We start from the raw sequence: 21539 nt of genomic DNA, 5'->3' as shown, positions 1-21539 counted from the left end.
CCGACGAACCGGTGACATTCCCGCGCCGCGGCGGCGCCGGCCCCTCGGCAGCGCGAGGGAGGGCTCCGGCGAGAAAATTGACCAACGTCCCACGCATCGGAGCCTTCGGCACGATTCGGCGGAGCGAGCGAACGCGGATAGTTGCCGTATGAGACCCGATGAGCACGTCGGCGACCCGGTCGGTGAGATCGGTGAGGACCTCCTCGGACTCCGCGCCGAGGTCCGGTGGTCGCCGTAGCGCCAGGGCGTGGGCCGTGCCGAGCCGGCATGCGGCGCTGCCCGCGGGCTTCGCAAGAACCCGGCAGGAGGCATTCGATGGTGTTTCGTGATCGCGTCGAGGCGGGCAGCAAGCTCGCGACGCACCTGATGGCCCTGCGTGATACCGATGTCGTCGTGCTGGGCCTGCCGCGCGGCGGAGTGCCCGTCGCCTTCCAGGTGGCGCGGGCACTGCGCGCGCCGCTGGACGTGCTGGTGATCCGCAAGCTGGGCGTCCCCTATCAGCCCGAACTCGCCTTCGGCGCGATCGGCGAGGACGACACCCGGGTAATCAACACCCTGGTCGTGCGCCGCACCGGGCTGTCCGAGGACGACATCGATGCGGTGGAGAAGCACGAACGCGCGGAACTTGCGCGTCGCGTCGACATGTACCGGCAGGGGCGCGACGGACCGCCGCTGCGTGGCCGGACCGTGGTGCTCGTCGACGACGGCATCGCGACGGGGGCCACCGCCCGCGCCGCCTGCCGCGTGGCCCGTGCCCGCGGCGCCGCCCGCATCGTCCTCGCGACTCCGGTCGCCCCGCGCGAGGCATTGGCGTCGCTGCGGCCGGAAGCAGACGACATCGTCTGCCTGGAAACGCCGCTGCTCTTCGACGCGGTCGGCCAGTGGTACCGGCACTTCGGTCAGACGAGCGACGCCGAAGTCGTCGATCTGCTCGCCCGGGCGGCGGTCGCCGCCCGCGAACGACCCGATGTGGCCGATTCCGACGATCCGCCGCTGGTCGACGACGAGGTCACCATCACCGTCGGGAAGGCCGAACTGAGCGGCCACCTGACGGTCCCGGAAGCCGCGACGGGCGTCGTCATCTTCGCGCACGGCAGCGGCAGCAGCCGGCACAGTCCGCGCAACCGATTCGTCGCCACCGTCCTGCAGCGGGCCGGACTCGGAACGTTGCTGTTCGATCTGCTCACCCCCGCCGAAGAGCTCGACCGCGCCAATGTCTTCGATATCGGCCTGCTGGCGAATCGGCTGGCGGGTGTCACGCGGTGGCTCACCGGGCTGCACTACGCCGATGACCTTCCGATCGGGTACTTCGGCGCCAGCACCGGGGCCGCCGCCGCGCTGCGGGCGGCCGCCGCGCCGGAACTGGGCATCGCCGCCGTCGTCTCCCGCGGCGGCCGGCCCGACCTCGCCGACCTCTATCTGACCGCCGTGCGAGCGCCGACCCTGTTGATCGTGGGTGGAAACGACCCGACGGTAATCGAATTGAACCGGTTCGCCCAGCGAGCGATGACGTGCGAGACACGCGTCGAGATCGTGCCCGGCGCCACCCATCTGTTCGCCGAGCCCGGCACGCTGGAAGCGGTGGCCGAACTGGCCCGCGACTGGTTTTGCACCCATTTCCGCGAATCCACGGCCCGCGCGCGACCATGACCGGGTGAGCCGCGTCCTCACCCTCGCGTGCGACCCTCGCCCTCCCCGATGGTGCGGACCAGAAAGACCCCGGTGACCACCGCGACGGCGGCCGCCATGGCGAGCCCGCCCACTGCCCCGATCGCGGCGATCTGCGCCGCCGACTGCCCGGGCTGCCACCACGGGGTGGTCACCGCGGTGAACACGCACAACCCGGCGATCCAGCCGATGGCGTTGCCCCAGGGCCACAATGCCGCTCGCGCGCAGTAGTGGCGCAGCACCGTCCATTGAGCGACACCCAGGGAGAACACCACGACCAGGCCCGCGGCCACCACCGCCGGAATCTGCACCCACAGCGGCCACCCTGCGACCTGTTCACCGAAGAGCATCGGCATCATCCCCAGCGTCCACGCCACCACCGCGGCCGCCGCCGTGACCCCGATCCAGGGCGCCGTGCGCCAGTGCGGCAGCGCGGATCGCAGCACGGAGGACTGGAACGCGCCCAGGACCGCCCCCTCCACCGCACCGGCGGTCAGCATCGCGGCGGCCGTGACACCGGCACCGGCATGCGCGGTCGCCGCGGCGGCGGTCGCCGGGGCGAGAAAGCCGAGGAATTCCCCGACCGTCACGGCCGCCACCCACCGGCGCCACAGCGCCGCGGGTCGGGAGAGCGGGCGCAGTAGCGGTTGCTCGATCGTCATGGTGGCCGCCTCACTGGTCGAAGTCCGTGATTCGATCCTGTATGGCGGCCCCGGCCGCCCGGCAGATTCGAAAGGCCTTGATGGTCTCCGGTTTCCGGCATTTCCTGCCCCGGCACCCAGCGCATCGACGCACCACGGGCCGCATGGTCCACATTCCGGTGACTTTGGTCCATCACGAATTCCCGGGCCATCGGCGACGCTGGTACCGATGGAGACGAACGATCCCTTCGCCGCACTCGCCGAAACTCATTCGGCGGTGGTCGTGCTGTACGGAGACCGCGCCTACAAGGTCAAGAAGCCGGTGCGGACCGACTTTCTCGACTTCTCCACGCGGGCCGCGCGCGAAGCCGCCTGCATGCGCGAACTCGAACTCAACCGGCGATTCGCCCCCGATGTCTACCTCGGCATCGGGCACCTGTCGGATCCGACGACCGATGCGGACGAACCCGTGCTGGTGATGCGCCGGCTCCCCGACGCCACCCGGTTGTCGCGTCGCCTCGACGACCCGGCCGTCGCGCGCGACATCCTCTCGGTTCTGGTACACGACGTGGCCGCCTGGCACGACCGGGCGTCGACCGGACCGGCGATCGATCGCGCGGCGACGGTCACGGCGGTGCGCGAGCGCTGGATGTCGTTGCTGTCCGGAATGACCCATCCCCCGATCGAACCGGCCGCGGTACGAGAGCTGACCGAACTGGCGATGCGCTACCTCGACGGGCGGAAGGCGCTGTTCGACAAGCGCATCGCCACCGGGCGCATCGTCGACGGTCACGGGGATCTGCGCGCCGACGACATCTTCGTCACCGACGACGGCGTGCGGGTCATCGACTGCCTCGACTTCGACGACGAACTCCGCCACGTCGATCGGCTCGACGACATCTGCTTCCTGGCCATGGATCTGGAACGCCTCGGGTACCCGGAGCTCGGCCGGGCCGTCGTCGAGGAGTATCTCGAAACGACCGGCGACCCGGCGCCGGACTCGCTGTACCACCACTACATCGCCTACCGGGCGGCGGTACGCGCGAAGGTCGACTGCGTGCGATTGCGGCAGGGGGAGCACCACGCGGCGGCGAGTGCGGTCCGGCACGTCGAGGTCGCCCTGCGCCACCTCGCCGCCGGCGCGGTGCGCCTGGTCCTGGTCGGCGGCCTGCCGGGCACCGGCAAATCGACGATCGCCCGCCGCCTGGCCGCGGCGACCGGCGCGATCCTGTTGTCCAGCGACCACATTCGCGCCGTGGCGCGCGCCGAGGGTGTGCTGGAGGGTGCGGCCGGCGAGTACGACCACGGCGCCTACACGCCCGCCGCCCGCGATCACGTCTACACGGTCATGTGCGCCGAGGCGCAGACTCTGCTGGCCGCCGGCCGCTCGGTCGTTCTGGACGCCAGCTGGATCGACGAGGCGCAACGACGCCGAGCGTCTCGGCTCGCGACCGACACCGCGGCGGATCTCATCGAACTCTGTTGTAGTGCACCGGCTTCCGTCGCCGCCGCACGCATCGCGGCACGCAGCGGATCCGAATCCGACGCCACACCCGCCGTCGCGGCGGCCATGGCCGCGGATCGCGACCCGTGGCCCGGTGCGGTGGTCCTGGACACCACCGCCTCCGAGGACGAGACCGTCGCAGCCGCGCTGCGCAGCTATCGGCACAGGATCGGACGGGGGGACGCGTGACCGCGGAGCCGGCCGTCGACCTCACCGACGTCACCTACCGCCGTATCGCCCCCGGCGACTGCGATGCGGTCCGGCATCTGCACGCGACGCTCGATCAGCGCGACGGCTACTACCGGTTCTTCGGCGCACGGCCGAAACATCTCGAACAACTGGCGGCCGCCATATCGCTGAACGACCCGAGGCACTGTGCCTTCGGCGCCTTCTCGGGCGGTCGGCTCATCGGGGTGGCGAACTACGTCGTGCTGCCCGACACCGACTGCGCCGAGGTGGCCATGGTGGTCGCCCATGAGGACCAGCAGTCGGGTATCGGCACTGCCCTGCTCACGCGGCTGGGCGAGGACGCACGACGGCACGGCATCGCCCGGCTCGCGGGCGACATCCTGGCCACGAATTCGAAGATGATGCAGTTGCTGATGGACATCGATTTGCCGATGTCGGCCCATCGCGACGACGAGGTCGTCCACGTCGTTTTGCGGCTCGGCCCGTCGTAGCTCGGCACATCGCTGTCGGGCGCGCCTGCGATCAGCCCATTTCGGCTACCGGCGCCGCGGCCCGCGTCTGCTCCTCGTACAGCTGCTCGATCCGCGAGCGCAGCCCGGGAGCGGTGCCCGAGGTGGTCAGGGCGGCGGTCGCCGCGGCGATACCCAATCGGATCGCGTCGTCGAGCTCGTAACCGCGCGTCAAGCCGACGGTGATGCCGCCGACCATCGCGTCCCCCGCGCCGATCCCGCTGCGCACCGGCACCGGTATCGGCGCGAACCATTGCGATCGCTCGGCCGTGACCGCCAGTACCCCCTCGGCGCCGAGCGACACGACGACGACCTCGGCGACCGAGGCGTGCACGAGTTCGCGAGCCGCGGCAGCCTGTGCCTCGCGATCGGGCAGCGCGCGCCCGACCAGCTGCGCGAGCTCCCGCACGCTCGGCTTGATCAGGAAGACGCCGCGCCGGATCGCCCGCAGCGCGGCCCCGGAGGTGTCGAGAATCATCGGAACACCTTGTGCCGCAGCCACATCGGCGAGAATCTGATAGTAGTCGGACTCGACGCCGGGCGGCAGGCTGCCGCTGGCCACGACATAATCCGCTCCGGGCGCGCAGTGCTCCACCGCCGCCAGGCAGCGGTGCTGTTCGGCCGGTGTCAGCCGCGGCCCCGGGAAGACGAATCGGTACTGCTCCCCCGTGTCGTCGGCGAACACGGCCAGATTTTCCCGGCTCGGCTCGGCGGTGGCCACGGCGTGTGAGGGGATATTCGCCGCGCGCACCAATTGCTCGAGGAAGACACCGGTGTGCCCACCGGCGGGATAGATCGCGGTGACGGGCTCACCGAGGGCCGCGACCGTGCGAGCGACGTTGATGCCGCCGCCGCCCGGGTCGAATCGCGGTGCGCTACAGCGCATCTTGTCGGTCGGAAGGACCCGCTCGGTGCGGGCGGCACTATCGATCGCGGGATTCATCGTGAGCGTGACGATCGGCATACGGTCCATCTCACGGGATCGGCGGACCACCGAGTAGGGCATTCCGGTCGGCCGCGGTGGTGACCGAAGTCCCGTGTCCGGTGCGAGCGCTGCTTCTACAGTCGAGTAGGAGCAAACGTCACCGAACCCGGCCGAGTGCCGGAGGGAGGCATCATGGTCCGCAGCACCGCACGACGGCCGGGCTGATCGACCGTGCTCGGCTCCGTCTCTCCGGATACCGACCGCGCGGCCGAGGTGCCCGCTCAGGTCGAAGCCACCGAACCGCTGGACCTGCTGCTGCGGGATCTACGCAGTTCACGCGGCGGCCTGTCCACCCGCGAGGCGCAACGCCGGCTGATTCACGCCGGGCCCAATACGCTGCGTCGCCGAGGCACCCGGCAATGGCCACGACAGCTGCTGCGCCAGTTCACCCACCCGCTCGCGCTCCTGCTGTGGGCCGCGGCGGCACTGGCGTTCTCCGTCGGCATCGAAGCGGTCGCGATCGCGATCCTGTCGGTGATCGTGCTCAACGCCGTCTTCGCCTTCGTCCAGGAGCGCCACGCCGAACATGCCGTCGAGGCGCTGGCCGCGTTCATCCCTTTGCACGCCACCGTTGTTCGCGACGGGTCGCGCCGGAGCGTGGACACCGCCGACCTGGTGCCCGGCGATGTGCTGATCGTGTCCGAAGGGGACAAGATCTCGGCCGATGCCCGCCTGCTCGACGGCGCCGTCGAGGTGGATATGTCGGCGTTGACCGGGGAGTCGGTGCCGGTCCACCGCAGCGCCGGGCCGGTCGATTCCACCGTGCCGCTGTTGCAGGCCACCGACGTGATCTTCAGCGGCACCGCGTGCACCCAGGGTGAGGCGTCGGCCGTCGTCTTCGCCACCGGGATGCGCACCGAACTGGGCCGGATCGCCTCGCTGTCGGAGCGGGTGCGCACCGAGGAGAGTCCGCTCGAACACCAGGTGCGGCGGGTGGCGTGGCTGATCGCCGCGATCTCGGTACTGCTCGGCGCGGCGTTCATCCCGCTGGCGATCTTCGGGGCCGGGCTGCCGTTCCTCGACGCGGTGATCTTCGCCGTCGGGCTGCTGGTGGGCAACGTGCCCGAGGGGCTGCTGCCGGTGATCACCCTGGCCCTGGCCATCGGGGTGCGCCAGCTGGCGGCGCGCGGCGCGGTGGTCAAACGGCTCTCGGCGGTGGAGACGCTGGGTTCCACGGACGTGATCTGCACCGACAAGACCGGAACCCTCACCGAGAACCGGATGCGGGTGATCACCATCGCCACCGCCTCCGGTGAGATCGACCCCTTCGCCGCCACCGACGTCACGGAACCGGTGCGCCGGGCGGCGCGGGCGATGACGCTCTGCAACAACGCCCATCCGGCACCGACCGGGGAGCTCGCCGGCGACGCGACCGATATCGCCGTCCTCGCCGCGGCGACAGCTCTCGATCCGGCGGGCCCGGACGGACATCGATTGCGGCAGTTCGCCTTCGACTCCGTACGCAAACGCATGTCCACCCTCGACGACGCCCGCGGCGTGCACACCGTCCATGTGAAGGGCGCGCCCGAAACCGTCGTTCCGCTGTGCACGGCCGAACTCGCCCCGGACGGAACCACCCGCCCGCTGACCGAGCGACGGCGAGCCGAAGTTCTCGCCGCCGTCGACGCGCGGGCGCACGACGGATACCGGATGCTCGCCATCGCCGACCGGCCCCTGTCCGCGGGCCGCCCGGATCCGGCGACACCCGCCGCGGCCGAGACCGATCTCACCCTGCTGGCGGTCGTCAGCATCGTCGACCCCCCACGCCGGGAGGTACCGGGCGCCGTAACCCGTTGCCGCACCGCGGGAATCCGGATCATCGTCATCACCGGCGATCACGGGGCGACTGCCGCCGCCGTCGCCCGCCAGGTCGGCATCGTGCACGGCACCCCGGCCATCGTCACGGGCCCCGAACTCGACGCCATGAGCGAAGCCCAGCTCGACGATCTTCTCGCCGGCGCCGACGAGGTGATCTTCGCTCGGTCCTCACCCGAAGCCAAACTGCGCATCGCGGACGCCCTGCGCGCCACCGGGCACGTGGTGGCCATGACCGGCGACGGCGCCAACGACGCACCCGCGCTGCGGCGCGCGGATATCGGAATCGCCATGGGCCGCAGCGGAACCGACGTCGCCCGCGAGGCGTCGACGATGGTCCTCACCGACGACGACTTCGCCACCATCGCCGCGGCGGTCGAGTCCGGACGCCGGGTCTACGACAACATCCGCAAGTTCATCTTCTACATCTTCGCCCACGCCACACCCGAGGTGCTGCCGTTCCTGGTGTTCGCGCTGTCCGGTGGCGCGGTGCCCGTTCCGCTGACGGTGCCTTTGCTGCTGACCTTCGATGTGGGCACCGAAACGCTTCCCGCCCTCGCGCTGGGCCGCGAACGCGCGGAGCCGGGCATCATGCGACGGCCGCCGCGGCCCCGCGGCGAACCGGTGATCCGGCGCCGGATGTTGTTGCGCGCCTGGCTGTTCCTGGGACTGATCTGCGCCGTCCTGGCCCTCGCCGGTTTCTTCGCCGTCCTGATCTCGGCGGGCTGGCATCCCGGCGACCCCACCGGGCCCGGATCCGCACTGCACCACGCCTACCGGCAGGCCGTGACGATGTTGTTCGTCGGCATGGTCGCGGGCCAGATCGGCACCGCCTTCGCGGCCCGCACCGAACGCGCGTCGCTGCGGTCGATCGGGGTGTTCTCGAATCCGATGCTGTTGTGGGGCATAGGTTTCGAGTTGGTGCTGACCGCCGTGGTGGTGTACGTGCCGCCGCTGCAGGACGTCCTGGGCACCGCGGCCCTCGCACCGTGGATGATCGCCTTCGTCGTCCCGTTCCCGTTCATCGTCTGGGGATGCGACGAGGTGTATCGGTGGGTGTTGCGGCACCGGGTGCCGGAGCCGTCGGCACCCGAGCCGTCGCCGGCGCCCGAGTCGTCGCCGCCCGAGCCCTCGCCGGTGTCCGAGCCGTCCTAGCGTGTGGGGCCGGTTCAGGCGGTGGCGCGGGCGCAGGCCAGCAGCGTCTCGATCTCGTCGGTGACCGCCGCCGGGATCAGCTCGATATCGGGAGTGGTGTCGTAGTCGCCGGTGATCCCGAAGGTGAACTGGCCGGCGTAGCTCAGCATCGCGACCGTGGTGCGCAGCCGCATGGCCACCGGGATTCCGGGCCAGACCTGCTCGACCTCGGCGCCCGCCATGCTCAGCCGGTGGCGCGGTCCGGGGACGTTGGTCGCGAGCGCGCTGATGCCGCGTTGCGGGAAGCGGGTGGCCAGCCGGAACGCCCACGCCGCCACGCCGGCGGGCAGCCGGCCGGCCAGCGTCAGCAGTGACGCCTCCGCCTCCGCCTCGCCCCGCGCGCGATGGCGGACGATGCGTTCGTGCACCGTCTGCAGGCGGTGTACCGGATCGGCGACATCGACCGGCAAGGCGGCGATGACGACCGAGACCCGGTTACCCATCGCGTATTTCGCGTCGGCCGAGCGCATCGACACCGGTATCACGATCCGTACCGAATCCGCCTGCGGTTCTTCGCCGCGCGCGCACAGCAGGCGTCGATACGCTCCGGCGAGCGCGGACACCGCGACGTCGTTGACCGTCGCGTCGAACGCGGCGCCGACCTCGTGCAGCTGCGACAGCGAGGTCCGCGCCACCGCATACCGGCGCCGGCGACCCAGCGGGCCGTTGAGCGAGGATGTCGGGGTCGGGACCACGGTATCGCGCAGCAGCGGCACCAGCGTGCGGGCCGTGCGGACAGCGAAACGGGAAGCGGTGTAAGGCAATCGGATCACGGTCCCCGCCGTGTCCCGCAGGCTCACAGCGGTGTCCGGCGGCCGCACCGGCAGTTCGGACGGCGTCTCCGGCTCTTCGTCGCAGAGACTTTCGAACACCGTGATGCCGGCGATCCCGTCGACCATGCTGTGGTGTGCCTTGACGATCACCGCCCACCGGTTCTCGGCGAGATTGTCCACCACCACGACCTGCCACAGCGGATGTTCGCGATCGAGGCGGCGGGCGAGCTCCTCGCCCACCAACTCGCGTAACGCCTGCTCGTCCCGGGGGCCGGGCAGCGCCGTCCATCGGACGTGGCGGGACAATCGGAAATCCGGGTCGTCCTCCCAGCTGGGCGCCGTGATGTCCAGCGGTGTGCGCCGCATCCGCTGGCGCAGGCGCTCCTTGCGGCCCAGCGCCCGGGTCACGGTCTCGTCGAACCGCTCCCGGCTGGGCGCCGGCCCGGCGACGATCGCGATCGCGGCGATGGCGATATTGACGTGGCGGTCGCTGTCCTCCAGCTCCATGAAACCCGTGTCCAGCGGTCCGAATTCGTTCATGGTGGTGGCTCGTTCCGAAACATGCCGGCGATCTGCCGAGCTGGTGGGTTCAGTCTCGTGCGCTCCGTCGTGTCACCGGCAGATGCGAAGGTCGCCGCCGCGAGTGACGAAAGGCGGCCCGAGGCGGGCAGTGCTGCTCTGGCGGGGACACCGGTGGTGCGAGCGCGTCACGGCTGCGGATGCACCACCATGACCGGGCACCAGGCGTGCTGCACCAGCGAATGGGAGGTGGAGCCGAGCAGCGCGCCGAGCACCGCGCCCCGGCCGCGGCTCCCGACCACCAGCAGTTGCGCCGATTTCGACGACTCCAGCAGCACCGCACCGGGATCGGCCAGCGACACCCGGCGCGCCACGGCGACATCCGGATACTTCTCCTGCCAGCCCGCCAGCCGTTCGGCCAGCACGGCACGTTCCCGCACCTCGACCTCGCGAGCCGAATACAGGATGTGCGGATCGTCGGCGAACTGCCCGTAGTAGACGTCGTGGCATACGTGCACGGCGACGAGTTCGGCGCCGCGTTCGGCGGCTTCCTCGAAGGCCGCGCCGATGGCTGCCTCGCTGACCGGCCCGCCGTCGATGCCGACCACGACGGGGCCCTCGGTGTGCACGCGGTTCTCCTGCGGATCGGTCCGCACCACCAGCACCGGCCCGGTCGCATGGGCGGCCACCGCCGACACCGTGGCCCCGAAATGGCCGGCCAGCCGGTTCGTGCCGTGGGCCGCGAGCACCACCGCGTAGGCGGATGCGCTGGCGTTCACCAGCGCCCTGGCGGGGTCACCGTCGAGGACCGCGGTCGAAATCCGAAGCCCCGGCAGCACCGCCCGGACTCGCTGCGCCGACCGTTCGACCAACGAGGCGCCGCGCTCGCGAGCCGCGGTCAGCATGGCGGCCGCGGGTGAATCGAGCGAGCCGATGCCGAGCTGCAGCCGGTTCAGGTCCAGCGCGTGCACGATGCGCAATTCCCGCCCGCGCTGCGCGGCCATCCCCGCGGCCCAGTCCACCGCGAGATCGGCGTGCCCGGAACCGTCGACACCCACCACGACCGCGGCCGCGGCGGAATGGCGGATGTCGGAGCTGTGTTCGGGGGTCATGGCGCCCTTCCTTCCGTGCGACGGCCCGCGAGGTGCTCGGCCGTTGTTCTCACGGTAGAGACGACGGCCGATGCCGCGATGCGGCCGAAAGTCCTCATCTCGACCGCGCGGCCCGCATCTCGCACCGCGCCCGATGCGGGACCTTCGTCCAGGGATGGGAGCCGACGGTCCCTGGTGTGTGTTCCGGGCCGGAACCAGGATCGATGCAGGAGGTTCTGCCATGTACGCTCGCGACATTCTCAGCCGTCCCGTGGTCACCGTCCACGCCGAAACCCCACTGCCCCAGGCGATTTCCCAGCTCACCGAGCGCGGCTTCGCCGCCCTTCCGGTCGTCGACGAGGACGGGCACGTCGTCGGCATGCTGTCGGAATCGGACGCGCTCTCGGCGCCTGCCTCGGACGCGACGGTCGGGGCGGCGATGACCACCCCCGCCGAGGTGATCGAGCCCGGAACCGACCTCGCCACCGTCGCCGCGCGCATGCTCACCCGGCGGTTGCGTTCGATGCCGGTGGTCGAGGCGGGGATTCTGGTCGGCATCGTGGCACGCCGGGATCTGCTGCGCACCCTGATGCGCGACGACGCCGCCGTGGAGGCGAAGGTGCGCGCCCTGCTCGACGACTACGCCGGCAGCCGCCGCCAGTGGACGATCCGGGTCGACGGCGGTCACGCCGTGATCACCGGCGGATTCGCGGATGCGGCCGAGGAGCGGACGGTGACGGCGCTGGCGCTCACCGTCGACGAGATCACCCACGCCGAAACGGTTCCCGGCCCCGGCCCCGTCGCGGATGCCACGGGCGCTCCCACGGCACCGCTGTCGGAATGGCTGCATCGCAAGGCCGACGAGACCATCGGGTGACCCACCGGGCTCGCCCGGCGGTCCACCATGCCGAACAGCGCGAAACCCAGCCTCCATCAACGTGATTCGCGGCTCACCCTCGTCCGGGAGCCGCGAATCGGTCGTTGTCCGATACTGCCGATCACCCCCGAATGATCATCCCCGACGAATCACGCCACACCGTTGTGGCCGACTCCTGCCGATGCGGCGACCTCGTCGTCGCCGGTTCCTTCGACACTTCTATTGTGGTCTGCATCACAGCCGAGGAGCAGTATCGGAAGCCATCGCGGGAAGTGGCCAATCGGGTCGCTGTCCGGGACGTCCGGCCCGGTGCGGGCCTCACCTTTCGGTGACGAGAGTCCCCGCGCGTCCGGGACTTTCGCCCCTGTCCCGGCGTGGCGCGGAACGTGCGCGGCGGCTCTCGCCGGTCACCCGCGGCGGCGGTCCTCGTGCAATCCGATGATGGCGTCGGCGAGCAGCGGCGCGATCGAGCACACCTCGATCTTCCCTGCCTCCGCATCGTGAAAGACGCTGTCGGTCACGACGATGCGGCGGAGTCCGAGTTCGTGCAGACGCGCCGCCGCCCCGTCGCTCAGCGGGCCGTGGGTGGCCGCCACGAGCGTGTCGGCGGCCTGGTACCGCACCAGGTGGGCGGCCGCCTCGATCGTCGCCCCGGTGCAGATCATGTCGTCGACGAGGGCGACGGGGCATCCGCTGACCTCGCCGAGCAGATCGAGTGCGCGCACGCTCGTATCGCTCAGCCGGTGCTTACGCACCACCGCGACGGATGCGCGCAAGGCGGCGGCGAAGTGTTCGGCGCGCTCACCGGCGCCCAGGTCGGGGGCGACGACCACACCCCGGCCGATCATGGCCGGCTCCAGTTCGCTCGCCAGCAGCGGCACCGCGGTCAGGATTTCGACCGGCACCGGGCAGATCGCCTCCAGTGCGGGCGTGTGTGGGTCGACCACGACCAGCCGGTCGGCGCCCGCGTGGGCGATGGCTTCGGCCGCCACCCTGGCGCCGATCGCCTCCCCCGCCGTACCCCGGTCCTGACGGGCATAACCGAAGTACGGAACAACCGCGGTGATCCGGCCCGCGCCGGCGCGGCGGCAGGCGTCGAGCAGCAGCAGCAACTCGACCATATGCTCGCCGACCGGTGGCGACGTCGGCTGCACGATGTACACATCGTCGCCGGAGACGTCGGCGACGACCACACGCCGTTCGCCGCCGGCCGTCGGCTGCGAATCGCAGCACTCGTGCGAATCACCGCCGATTCGCGCGACCACGGCGTCGGCCAGCGGCGGGTTGGCGCTGCCGCGGATGATGCGCAACGTGCTCATCGCGCCCCGGCACCCGTCTCGGGACTCCCGGCGAGGAAGTCGACGCAGGTGCGGATCGTGGCCAGCCGTGGATAGTCGGCCTCGGCGATCGGCTCCTCGCGCAGATTCGACAACCGTTCGACGAAGGTGAGGAAATCCAGCGAATCCAGTTCCAGGGTGGTGCGCAGCGGCTCGTCCGGTCCGAGTGCGGTGAGTTCGGCGTCGGTGGCGAATCCGCGCAGTGCGGCACGCACCGCGCTGTCGGCCGATTGCCGGGAAACAGTGGTGGACATGGCTTCACAACTCCTCGGGTTGATGCAGCAGGTCGGCGACGGTGTGCAGGAATCGGGCGCCGGTCGCGCCGTCGCTGGCGCGATGATCGGCCGACAGGGTGACGGTCACCTGCGGCCGCACACCGAGCAAACCGTCGACAGCGCACGGCCGGTCGGTGACGGCGCCCAGTCCGACGATCGCGACCTGCGGCACGGCGATCACGCCGAACACCGACTCCACGCCGAGATCGCCCAGGTTGGTGACCGTGATGGTGGCCGCGGTCGCGTCCGAGGAGCGCAGGCGGCCGGATCGGGCGCGCTGCACCACCGATCGCATCGCGGCCATCATCTCCGCGGCGCCCAAGGTGTCGGCGTCGGGAATCGTCGGCACGATGATGCCCCCGCCGCGCAGCGACACCACGACGCCGAGATGCACCGCGGACGCCGGACGGAACTCGTCGTCGATCCAATATCCGTTGAGCTGCGGCACCCGGCGGGCAGCCCCGGCCACGGCGCGAAACAACAAGGCGGCCATCACGATTCGCTCGGCGAGCGGCGCGCCGGCATTTCGCTCCCGCAGCCGGTCGGCCGCCGCCGAGACATCGACGACATCGGACAGGTAGTAGTGCGGCACGGTTCGTTTGGACCGTGCCATCGTCGCGGCGATCGCCGAGCGCATCGCCGCCGCGTCGCGCGAGCCCGGGAGCGGGGTGGCGGTGTCCGCGCGAACCGTCTCGTCCTCCGATGGCTGTGCCGCGGCGGGTGCGGGGACACCCTCGGCCGGGAGGTCGCGGGCGCGCACGGCACCGGCGGGACCGGTTCCGGACAGCCCGGACAGGTCGAGTCCCCGCGCTTCGGCGAGTCGCCGCGCCAGACCGGAGGCGCGTGCGACGTCCGGCTGCGCCCCGGACCGCGCGACAGCGTCCACCGCCTCGGGTGCGGGCGCGGGCCCGGAGGCGGACACGGGCGCCGCCTCGCGCCCAGGTGCGGGTGCGGGCGCCGCCGCAGACGCGGGCGTGGAATTATGCTGCGCGACAGCGGCTTCGATATCACCGCGCAGGACCCGACCGCCCGGCCCGGAGCCGTGCACAGTCGCCGGATCCAGTCCCGCCTCCTCGGCCAGCCGGTGGATCAGGGGTGTCATCCGAGCGGGTTCCGCGACCACCGACGGTGTCGCGACCGATTCCGCCCGGTCGCGCGATTCCGGCGGTCCGGCCGATTCCGAGGTCGCGACGGACGGCACCGGTTCGCCACGCGCCTCCGGGACGGTTTCCACCTTCCCGTTCCCACTGCTCGAGGCGCCGGCGATGATCGTCGCCAGCACGGCGCCCACCGGAACGGTCCGTCCCTCGGGCACGCGGATCTCGTCCATGACACCGTCGTCGAAGCATTCGATTTCGATCGCGGCCTTGGTGGTGTCGACCTCCGCGACGATGTCGCCGCGTTTCACCGGGTCGCCGGGGTGCACGAACCAGTGCGTCACGGTGCCCTCGGTCATGTCGGCGCCCAGCGACGGCATCCGGAATTCGGTCATGTCATCCCACCGCCTTCCGAATCGCGGCCAGCACCCCGGACGGGTCCGGCAGTGCGGCGTCCTCCAGTTGACGTGCGTACGGGATCGGCACCTCGGCGCCGCATACCCGGCCGATCGGCGCATCGAGGTCGTAGTAGGCGTATTCTGCTGCGCGAGCGGCGATCTCGGCGGCGATGCTCACACTGCGCCAGGCTTCGTCCACGATCACGAGGCGATGGGTGCGGCGTACCGAATCCAGCACCGTCGCCTCGTCCAGCGGACGCAGCGAGCGCAGATCGACGACGTCGACCGCGATACCCTCGGTTGCCGCAAGGTCGGCGGCGGCCAGGGCCACCGGCACCGTCGCTCCGTAGGCGACCAGGGTGACGTCGGTGCCGCCGCGCCGGATCGCCGCCGCGTCGATATCGACGGCACCGGCGTCCTCGGGCAGCTCGGATCCGCTGTTGTACAACGAGATCGGCTCGAAGATCACCACCGGGTCCGGATCCTGCAGCGCGGTCCACAACATGCCTCGTGCGTCGGCGACGGTGGCGGGGCACACCACCCGCAGACCGGGAATGTGGGCGTAGAACGCCTCCAGGCTGTGCGAGTGCTGGGCGGCGAGCTGGCGGCCCGGACCGGTCGCCAACCGGATGACCAGCGGCACGCCGAGCTGTCCACCGGACATGTGCCGCAGCGTGGCGGCATTGTTCAGTATCTGGTCCAGCGCGAGCAGGCTGAAGTTGACGGTCATGATCTCGACGATGGGCCGCATGCCGGCCAGGGCCGCACCGATCCCCGCGCCGACGAACGCCGATTCGCTCAGCGGCGTATCGCGAATCCGTTCGGGCCCGAATTCGTCGAGCAGTCCGCGGCTCACGCCGAAGCAGCCGCCGTAGGCGCCGACATCCTCGCCCATGAGGAAGACCCGTTCGTCGCGAAGCAGCGCCTCGCGCAACGCATCCCGCATCGCCTCCCGATAGGTGGTCATGGCCGCTCCGCGTAGACGTGCCGGGTCAGTTCGGACACCGGCTCGGCCGGTGCGGCCTCGGCGGCGGCGATGGCGGCGTCGAGTTCCTCGTCGGCCTGTGCCTCGTAGCGCCGCACGTCCTCGTCGGTCAGTTCTCCGGCGTCGCGCAGCCGTTCGGTCAGCAGCCGGAGGGGATCGCGTTCGCGCCACCGCGCGATTTCGGCCTTGTCGCGATATCGATCGGCGTCGTAGAGCGAATGCGCCCGGAACCGATAGGTGCGCAGTTCCAGGAAGCAGGGGCCGCCTCCGGCCCGGATCGAGGTGACGGCGCGCCGGGTCGCGGCGGCGACAGCGGTGGCGTCCATACCGTCGACCGGCCAGGCCGCCATGCCGTAGCCCGTCGCGCGCAGCGCGAGGTCGGTCGCGGCGTGTTCGCGGGCCAGCGCGGTGCCCATGGCGTAGCGGTTGTTCTCGCAGGCGAAGAGCACGGGCAGCCGCCACAGCGCGGCCAGGTTCATGCATTCGTGGAATTCGCCCTCGGCCATCGCGCCGTCACCGAACAGGCATACCGTGACCCGATCGCGTCCGGTCATGGCGTCGGCCAGTGCCAGGCCCACCGCGATGGGCAGTCCACCGCCGACGATCGCGTTCCCGCCGTAGAAGCGCCGCCGCGCGTCGAACAGATGCATCGAGCCGCCCCGGCCGTGGCTACAGCCGGTGGTGCGGCCGAACATCTCGGCCATGAGGTCGGTCATGGGGATGCCGCGGGCCAGCGCGTGACCGTGCTCGCGGTAGGTCGAGACCACCGCGTCGTCGGCGCCGATCTCGCTCAGCAGTCCGGCGGCCACCGCCTCCTCGCCGACGTAGAGGTGCAGGAATCCGCGGATCCGCTCGGCGCTGTAGAGCTGCACACAGCGTTCCTCGAAGCGCCGGATCCGGATCATCTGCCGCAGCAGCGCCTTTCGATCCGTTCCGGCGGCGTCGCCGGGCGTCGCCACGGCCGGCGCCGGGGCGTGGCCGTCGGTCTCGATCGTGCTCATCGCACCGTCTCCAAGGTCGATACGTCACCTTCGGGCAATCCGAGTTCGTGTGCCTTCAACAGCCGGCGCATCACCTTCCCGGAGCGGGTGTGCGGCAGCGCGTCGACGAAGTCGATACGTTTGGGAGCCACCGCGCCCAGGGCGCGGCGGCCGAACGCGGTGAGTTCGTCGCGCAGGTCGTCACTCGGCTGAAAACCCTTGCGCACCACCACGAATGCCTTGACCAGCTCCCCGGCCACCGGATCGGGGGTTCCGATGACACCGGCCTCGGCGACCGCGGGATGTGACATGAGAACGCTTTCCACCTCGAACGGCCCGACCAGATGTCCGGCGGATTTGATGACGTCGTCGGCGCGCCCGACGAACCAGAAGTAACCGTCGCCGTCGCGCCGGGCCAGATCGCCGGTGAGGTACCAGCCGCCGGCGAACGCGTCCGCATAGCGAGCGGGGTCGTTCAGGTAGCCGCGGAACATCGACGGCCAGCCCGCCCGCAGTGCCAGCTCGCCCACTTCCCCGGTATCGGCGGCGGTCACGTCGCCGTCGGTGATCGCCGCGCGCCCGCTTGCGCCGCGGCGCAGGATCGTGGCCTCCACGCCGGGCAGTGGCCGCCCCATCGAACCGGGACGAACCTGTGCCGCAGCGATATTGGCGATCATGATGGCGCCGGTTTCGGTCTGCCACCAGTTGTCGTGCACCGGGTGCCCGAGCACCCGCTGCCCCCACACCACGACTTCGGGATTGAGCGGCTCGCCGACGCTGGCCACGAAGCGCAGGCACGACAGATCCGTGCTCGGCGGCAGCTCGTCGCCACGGCGCATCAGCATCCGCAGGGCGGTGGGCGCGGTGTACCAGACGGACACCCGCTCCGCGGTGAGGATGTCGTACCAGCGTTGCGGATCGAATTCCGCCTCGTCGCTGATCACCGTGGCGCCGAGGCACAACGGCGCGATCACGCCGTAGGACATGCCGGTCACCCAGCCCGGGTCGGCGGTGCACCAGAACACGTCGCCGCCGCGCAGGTCCAGCGCGGCACGCGCGGTGGCCCGGTGCGCCACGACGGCGCCGTGCACGTGCACCGCACCCTTGGGACGGCCGGTGGTTCCGCTGGTGAAGTGCAGGAGGGCGGGGTCTTCGAATTGGGTTCGCACGATGGGGAATTCACTGTCGGCGGCGGCCATGGCCGCGGGCAGCGATACCACGCCGGGCAGGTCGGTCTCGCCGTCGACGACGATGACGTGCCGGAGTGCGGGCAGTGTGTCGCGGATCGGCGCGACCTTGCGGCGATAGTGGGCCGCGGTGGTCACCAAGGTGCTCGCCTCGGCCAGGTCCAGCCGCTGACGCACCGGTTCGGGGCCGAACGCCGAGAACAGCGGGGAGACGACACATCCGGCCTTCCACGCGCCCAGGCACGCGAGATACAACTCCGGAGTGCGTCCCAGCAGCAGGCACACCCGCTCACCCCGATACACCCCGAGGTCGCGCAGCACGTGGGCGAACTTGTTGCTCAGCCGGACCAGGTCCGCGCAGTCGAGCTCGGTCACGCCACCGGTGACCGGCAACCAGCGCAACGACGGGGCCGGCCCGATCGGCGCCTCGAGGTGCCGGTCGACGGCCTCGACGGCGATGTTGACTCCGCCGCCGGGTAGCCCGGCGAGTTCGGAGCGGGCCGCGGACCAGGAGAAGTCACGCCGCGCCCGGCCGTAGTCGGGAAGGGTCGCGGCCGCGATCTCGGCCGCCGACTTCTCGATCGGCGCCCATCGCGACGGCGTCGCGGTTTCCGCGTCGTACGGGCTCGCGTCGTTCCGGCTCATCGCGCCTCCGTCTCCCGTGCCGTCTGTCTGCTCGACTTCCAGTCAACGGCGCGGCGCCCGGTCACGGGGAGGGCGGAAAGACCCTAGCGGCGATGACATCCGTCGCGGCGACGCCACCGGGGACAACGCTCAGTCGGGAACGTTGCGCGCGAGTTCGTCCAGCCACGCCGCGGCGGGAGCGTCGCTCGGCGCGCGCCAGTCCCCGCGCGGCGACAGCGATCCGCCGGACCCGACCTTGGGCGCATTCGGCAGGGTCGATCGTTTGAACTGGCTGGTCTGCACGAAGCGGCGCAGAAATTCGGCCAGCCAGTGCTTGATCGTGGCGAGGTCGTATTCGTGACGCTGATCCTCGGGGATCAGGTCCGGCCAGCCGCCGCGGGTGCGGTCACCCCAGGCGTGTTCGGCGAGGTAGGCGATGCGGCTGGGCCGGAATCCGAACCGCAGCAGGTGATAGAGGTGGAAGTCCTGCAACTCGTACGGGCCCACGGTGGCCTCGGAACTCTGCAGCGCCGCGCCGGGAACCAGCTCCGGTGAGATCTCGGTCTCCAGGACCGAGTGCAGCACCGCACTCGCCTCCGGGCCGAGCTCACCGCGGTCGGCGGTCCAGGCGATCAGATATTTGATCAGCGTTTTGGGCACCGAGGCGTTCACGCTGTAGTGCGACATATGGTCGCCGACGCCGAAAGTGCACCAGCCCAAGGCCAATTCGCTCAGGTCCCCGGTCCCGACGACCATGCCGTGATGCATGTTCGCCAGGCGGAACAGATGCGAGGTGCGCTCCCCCGCCTGCACGTTCTCGTAGGTGATGTCGTAGACGGGCGCGCCGTCAGCTGCCGGATGACCGAGATCGCGCAGCATCTGCGTCGCCGACGGCCGGATATCGATCTCGCCGGCGCTCGCCCCGACGGCGCGCATCAGCCGGCGCGCGTTCTCCAGCGTCCGCGTGCTCGTGGCGAAGCCGGGCATGGTGTAGGCGAGCACATTCGACCGCGGCAGGCCCAGCCGGTCCATAGTCTGCGCCGCGACGATGAGCGCGAGAGTGGAATCGAGGCCACCCGACACCCCGATCACGAGGTGCTGGGATCCGGTGGCGGCCAGCCGTGTGGCGAGCCCGGCGACCTGGATGTGATGGACCTCGGCACACCGCGCGTTGCGGCTGCCGGGATCGGCCGGGACGTAGGGAAAGCGCGGGACCTCCCGACGCAGCGGTGGTGCGCCGTCCGGGATCGGCGCCTCGAATTCGAGCCGCCGGAACCGGGTGACCCGCTCGAGGAAATCGTGACCGTTGTCGGTGAAACTGTTGAGCCGCAGCCGATCCGCGGCCAGCCGCTGCAGATCGATATCCGCGGTGACCAGTTGCGGTTCGGCGGCGAAGCGCTCACTTTCGGCCAGCAGGTTGCCGTTCTCGCAGATCAGCGCCTGACCGTCCCACGCCATATCCGTGGTGGACTCGCCCTGCCCGGCCGCGGTGTACAGATAGGCCGCGATATTGCGCGCCGAGGTCGACACACACAGTTCCCTGCGGTAGTCCGCCTTGCCGACGACGATATTGCTCGCCGACAGATTGGTCAGCACCGTGGCGCCGGCCAGTGCCGCGAAGATGTTGGGCGGCAACGGAACCCACGCGTCTTGGCAGATCTCGACCGCCAGCACCAATCCGGGCAGATTCACCGCCTCGAACAGCAGGTCGGCGCCGAAGGGCACCCGCTGCCCGGCCACGGTGGTGTGGTCGTCGACGGCGTCGCGGGCCGCGGAGAACTGCCGCTTCTCGTAGAACTCCTGGAAATTCGGCAGGTAGCTCTTCGGCACGACCCCCAGGACGCGGCCGCGGTCGATGATCAACGCGCAGTTGAACAGTCGCTCCCGCACCCGCAGCGGAGCCCCGACGATCAGCACGCTGTCGATGTCCGCGCTCTCGGCGACCACGCGGTCCACGGCCGCTCGCACCGCGTCGTCGAGCGCCTCCTGGTGGAACAGGTCCTCGGCGGAGTAGCCGGAGAGGCCGAGTTCCGGAAACAGCGTGAGCACCACGGAGTCGGCGGCGGCCCGCCGCGCCAGCAGCAGTGTCTGCTCGGCGTTGTATTCGGGATCGGCGACCCGCATCGAGGGCACGGCGACGCCCACGCGCACGAATCCGTGCCGGTACAGCGATCGGAACGGCAACTCACGCGCCACGGCGGCCTCCTGCAATCCACGGCCGCCGGGCCGGCGTCCGGCGCGGGGGCCGGCTAGGGACCGAGCGTCCGCATTCGACGGGTGTATTCCTCGTCGTCTATCTCACCACGGGCGAAGCGCTCGGCGAGGATCTGTTGCGGGGACGGACCCCGGCCGTCCCGGTCGAGGGCGGCGGTATCGGACCGGCCGGCGTAGCGGAGCAGGGCCACGATCGCCACGACCACCAGCACCCAGAAGATCACCATGCCCGCGAACATCAACCCGTAACCCCAACCGCCCAGGCCGGTGCCGTACCACATCATCATCGCCGTAATTCCTCACTGCATCGACGGATCTGCGTTCTCCTCGGACCCGACCGGATCACATCGGCATCGGCATCGGGCAGATCCCCATCTGGGCCAGCCACATCATCACGGCGTGCATTGCTTGCATCATCGGCGATTGCATATCCATCTCGATCATCTCCTCCGGGCGCGGGTTCACGTCCGCGTCCGCGATCCAGCCTGATCGACGCGACCGGCCGGTGGCAGGGGCGAAAGACCTCACCGACCGGCCGTCGGTCCCCACGCCGGAACGTCGGCGCCGGCCCGGATGTGCTCGGCGTCCTCGAGGGACATTGGTCCCGGGAGGCCGGGAATCTCGCCCCTCCCCCAGGGCCCGGCACCGGCACAGACTGGCGGTAGGCGCGCCGATCG

General features: G+C 70.7%; 17 protein-coding genes. 5 read left to right on the top strand and 12 right to left on the bottom strand.

Going from position 1 to position 21539, the window contains the following annotated elements; all coding sequences use genetic code 11:
* The first annotated feature begins 315 nt into the window (after positions 1–315).
* Positions 316–1650 (top strand): phosphoribosyltransferase family protein, encoded by a 1335-nt coding sequence (locus A5789_RS02305; protein WP_063018773.1) that lies wholly within the window; start codon positions 316–318, stop codon positions 1648–1650.
* A 17-nt stretch (positions 1651–1667) separates the two neighbouring features.
* On the opposite strand, the gene A5789_RS02300 is transcribed toward A5789_RS02305, so the two are convergent.
* Positions 1668–2330, bottom strand: a complete 663-nt coding sequence (locus A5789_RS02300; protein ID WP_064905315.1) for a hypothetical protein — start codon at positions 2328–2330, stop codon at positions 1668–1670.
* A gap of 208 nt (positions 2331–2538) precedes the next feature.
* On the opposite strand from A5789_RS02300, the gene A5789_RS02295 reads away from it, so the two are divergent.
* Positions 2539–4002 (top strand): AAA family ATPase, encoded by a 1464-nt coding sequence (locus A5789_RS02295; RefSeq protein ID WP_064905317.1) that lies wholly within the window; start codon positions 2539–2541, stop codon positions 4000–4002.
* Positions 3999–4493 carry a GNAT family N-acetyltransferase gene (locus A5789_RS02290; protein ID WP_064905319.1) on the top strand — a complete coding sequence of 165 codons (495 nt, stop codon included), beginning with the start codon at positions 3999–4001 and terminating at the stop codon, positions 4491–4493. The genes A5789_RS02295 and A5789_RS02290 overlap by 4 nt, the downstream gene beginning before the upstream one ends.
* A gap of 31 nt (positions 4494–4524) precedes the next feature.
* On the opposite strand, the gene A5789_RS02285 is transcribed toward A5789_RS02290, so the two are convergent.
* Positions 4525–5475 (bottom strand): 1-phosphofructokinase family hexose kinase, encoded by a 951-nt coding sequence (locus tag A5789_RS02285; protein ID WP_063018782.1) that lies wholly within the window; start codon positions 5473–5475, stop codon positions 4525–4527.
* A 192-nt stretch (positions 5476–5667) separates the two neighbouring features.
* Between A5789_RS02285 and A5789_RS02280 the strand changes: the two genes are divergently transcribed.
* On the top strand, positions 5668–8466 hold the full coding sequence (locus A5789_RS02280; RefSeq protein WP_064905321.1) for a cation-transporting P-type ATPase: 2799 nt from the start codon (positions 5668–5670) through the stop codon (positions 8464–8466).
* A gap of 14 nt (positions 8467–8480) precedes the next feature.
* Here A5789_RS02280 and A5789_RS02275 read toward each other — a convergent pair whose 3' ends face one another.
* The gene (locus tag A5789_RS02275) at positions 8481–9818 is read right to left on the bottom strand and encodes a wax ester/triacylglycerol synthase family O-acyltransferase (protein ID WP_064905323.1); all 1338 of its coding nucleotides are present in this window, start codon (positions 9816–9818) and stop codon (positions 8481–8483) included.
* 167 nt (positions 9819–9985) lie between these two features.
* Positions 9986–10909, bottom strand: coding sequence for a universal stress protein (locus A5789_RS02270; protein WP_064905325.1), 924 nt, complete (start codon positions 10907–10909; stop codon positions 9986–9988).
* A gap of 220 nt (positions 10910–11129) precedes the next feature.
* Here A5789_RS02270 and A5789_RS02265 point away from each other — a divergent pair, with 220 nt between their 5' ends.
* A complete protein-coding gene (locus tag A5789_RS02265) occupies positions 11130–11765 on the top strand; it encodes an HPP family protein (protein WP_063910933.1) in 636 nt (211 codons plus the stop codon).
* A 407-nt stretch (positions 11766–12172) separates the two neighbouring features.
* On the opposite strand, the gene A5789_RS02255 is transcribed toward A5789_RS02265, so the two are convergent.
* The 8 genes from A5789_RS02255 to A5789_RS02220 all read right to left on the bottom strand — a co-directional run bounded on the left by A5789_RS02255 (position 12173) and on the right by A5789_RS02220 (position 21149).
* Entirely contained in the window at positions 12173–13084 is a 912-nt protein-coding gene (locus A5789_RS02255; RefSeq protein ID WP_082940415.1) for a ribose-phosphate pyrophosphokinase, read from the bottom strand.
* Entirely contained in the window at positions 13081–13356 is a 276-nt protein-coding gene (locus A5789_RS02250) for a hypothetical protein (protein WP_063018757.1), read from the bottom strand. Before A5789_RS02250 ends, A5789_RS02255 begins: the two co-directional genes overlap by 4 nt.
* A 4-nt stretch (positions 13357–13360) precedes the next feature.
* Positions 13361–14869: a 2-oxo acid dehydrogenase subunit E2 gene (locus tag A5789_RS02245; protein ID WP_064905327.1), complete on the bottom strand. Its 1509-nt coding sequence runs from the start codon at positions 14867–14869 to the stop codon at positions 13361–13363.
* 1 nt (position 14870) lies between these two features.
* Complete coding sequence (locus tag A5789_RS02240; RefSeq protein ID WP_064905329.1) at positions 14871–15839, bottom strand: alpha-ketoacid dehydrogenase subunit beta; 969 nt, start codon at positions 15837–15839, stop codon at positions 14871–14873.
* Entirely contained in the window at positions 15836–16858 is a 1023-nt protein-coding gene (gene pdhA, locus A5789_RS02235; RefSeq protein ID WP_197516533.1) for a pyruvate dehydrogenase (acetyl-transferring) E1 component subunit alpha, read from the bottom strand. Before pdhA ends, A5789_RS02240 begins: the two co-directional genes overlap by 4 nt.
* Positions 16855–18669 carry an acetate--CoA ligase gene (gene acsA / locus A5789_RS02230; protein ID WP_064905330.1) on the bottom strand — a complete coding sequence of 605 codons (1815 nt, stop codon included), beginning with the start codon at positions 18667–18669 and terminating at the stop codon, positions 16855–16857. Before acsA ends, pdhA begins: the two co-directional genes overlap by 4 nt.
* Before the next feature lie 129 nt (positions 18670–18798).
* Positions 18799–20844 (bottom strand): NAD(+) synthase, encoded by a 2046-nt coding sequence (locus tag A5789_RS02225; RefSeq protein WP_064905436.1) that lies wholly within the window; start codon positions 20842–20844, stop codon positions 18799–18801.
* A gap of 53 nt (positions 20845–20897) precedes the next feature.
* Positions 20898–21149 (bottom strand): SHOCT domain-containing protein, encoded by a 252-nt coding sequence (locus A5789_RS02220; protein ID WP_064905332.1) that lies wholly within the window; start codon positions 21147–21149, stop codon positions 20898–20900.
* Between the last annotated feature and the right edge of the window lie 390 nt (positions 21150–21539).

The sequence above is a fragment of the Nocardia sp. 852002-51101_SCH5132738 genome (genome assembly GCF_001665695.1).
GTDB classification, from domain to species: Bacteria; Actinomycetota; Actinomycetes; order Mycobacteriales; family Mycobacteriaceae; genus Nocardia; species Nocardia nova.
This window is presented reverse-complemented; position numbering and strand designations above follow the sequence as displayed.

Excerpts from the sequence above, each read along its gene's own strand:
- A5789_RS02305 (WP_063018773.1), top strand. The coding sequence starts at position 316 with ATGGTGTTTCGTGATCGCGTCGAGGCGGGCAGCAAGCTCGCGACGCAC.
- A5789_RS02300 (WP_064905315.1), bottom strand. The coding sequence starts at position 2,330 with ATGACGATCGAGCAACCGCTACTGCGCCCGCTCTCCCGACCCGCGGCG.
- A5789_RS02295 (WP_064905317.1), top strand. The coding sequence starts at position 2,539 with ATGGAGACGAACGATCCCTTCGCCGCACTCGCCGAAACTCATTCGGCG.
- A5789_RS02285 (WP_063018782.1), bottom strand. The coding sequence starts at position 5,475 with ATGCCGATCGTCACGCTCACGATGAATCCCGCGATCGATAGTGCCGCC.
- A5789_RS02275 (WP_064905323.1), bottom strand. The coding sequence starts at position 9,818 with ATGAACGAATTCGGACCGCTGGACACGGGTTTCATGGAGCTGGAGGAC.
- A5789_RS02270 (WP_064905325.1), bottom strand. The coding sequence starts at position 10,909 with ATGACCCCCGAACACAGCTCCGACATCCGCCATTCCGCCGCGGCCGCG.
- A5789_RS02265 (WP_063910933.1), top strand. The coding sequence starts at position 11,130 with ATGTACGCTCGCGACATTCTCAGCCGTCCCGTGGTCACCGTCCACGCC.
- A5789_RS02255 (WP_082940415.1), bottom strand. The coding sequence starts at position 13,084 with ATGAGCACGTTGCGCATCATCCGCGGCAGCGCCAACCCGCCGCTGGCC.
- A5789_RS02250 (WP_063018757.1), bottom strand. The coding sequence starts at position 13,356 with ATGTCCACCACTGTTTCCCGGCAATCGGCCGACAGCGCGGTGCGTGCC.
- A5789_RS02245 (WP_064905327.1), bottom strand. The coding sequence starts at position 14,869 with ATGACCGAATTCCGGATGCCGTCGCTGGGCGCCGACATGACCGAGGGC.
- A5789_RS02240 (WP_064905329.1), bottom strand. The coding sequence starts at position 15,839 with ATGACCACCTATCGGGAGGCGATGCGGGATGCGTTGCGCGAGGCGCTG.
- pdhA (WP_197516533.1), bottom strand. The coding sequence starts at position 16,858 with ATGAGCACGATCGAGACCGACGGCCACGCCCCGGCGCCGGCCGTGGCG.
- acsA (WP_064905330.1), bottom strand. The coding sequence starts at position 18,669 with ATGAGCCGGAACGACGCGAGCCCGTACGACGCGGAAACCGCGACGCCG.
- A5789_RS02220 (WP_064905332.1), bottom strand. The coding sequence starts at position 21,149 with ATGATGATGTGGTACGGCACCGGCCTGGGCGGTTGGGGTTACGGGTTG.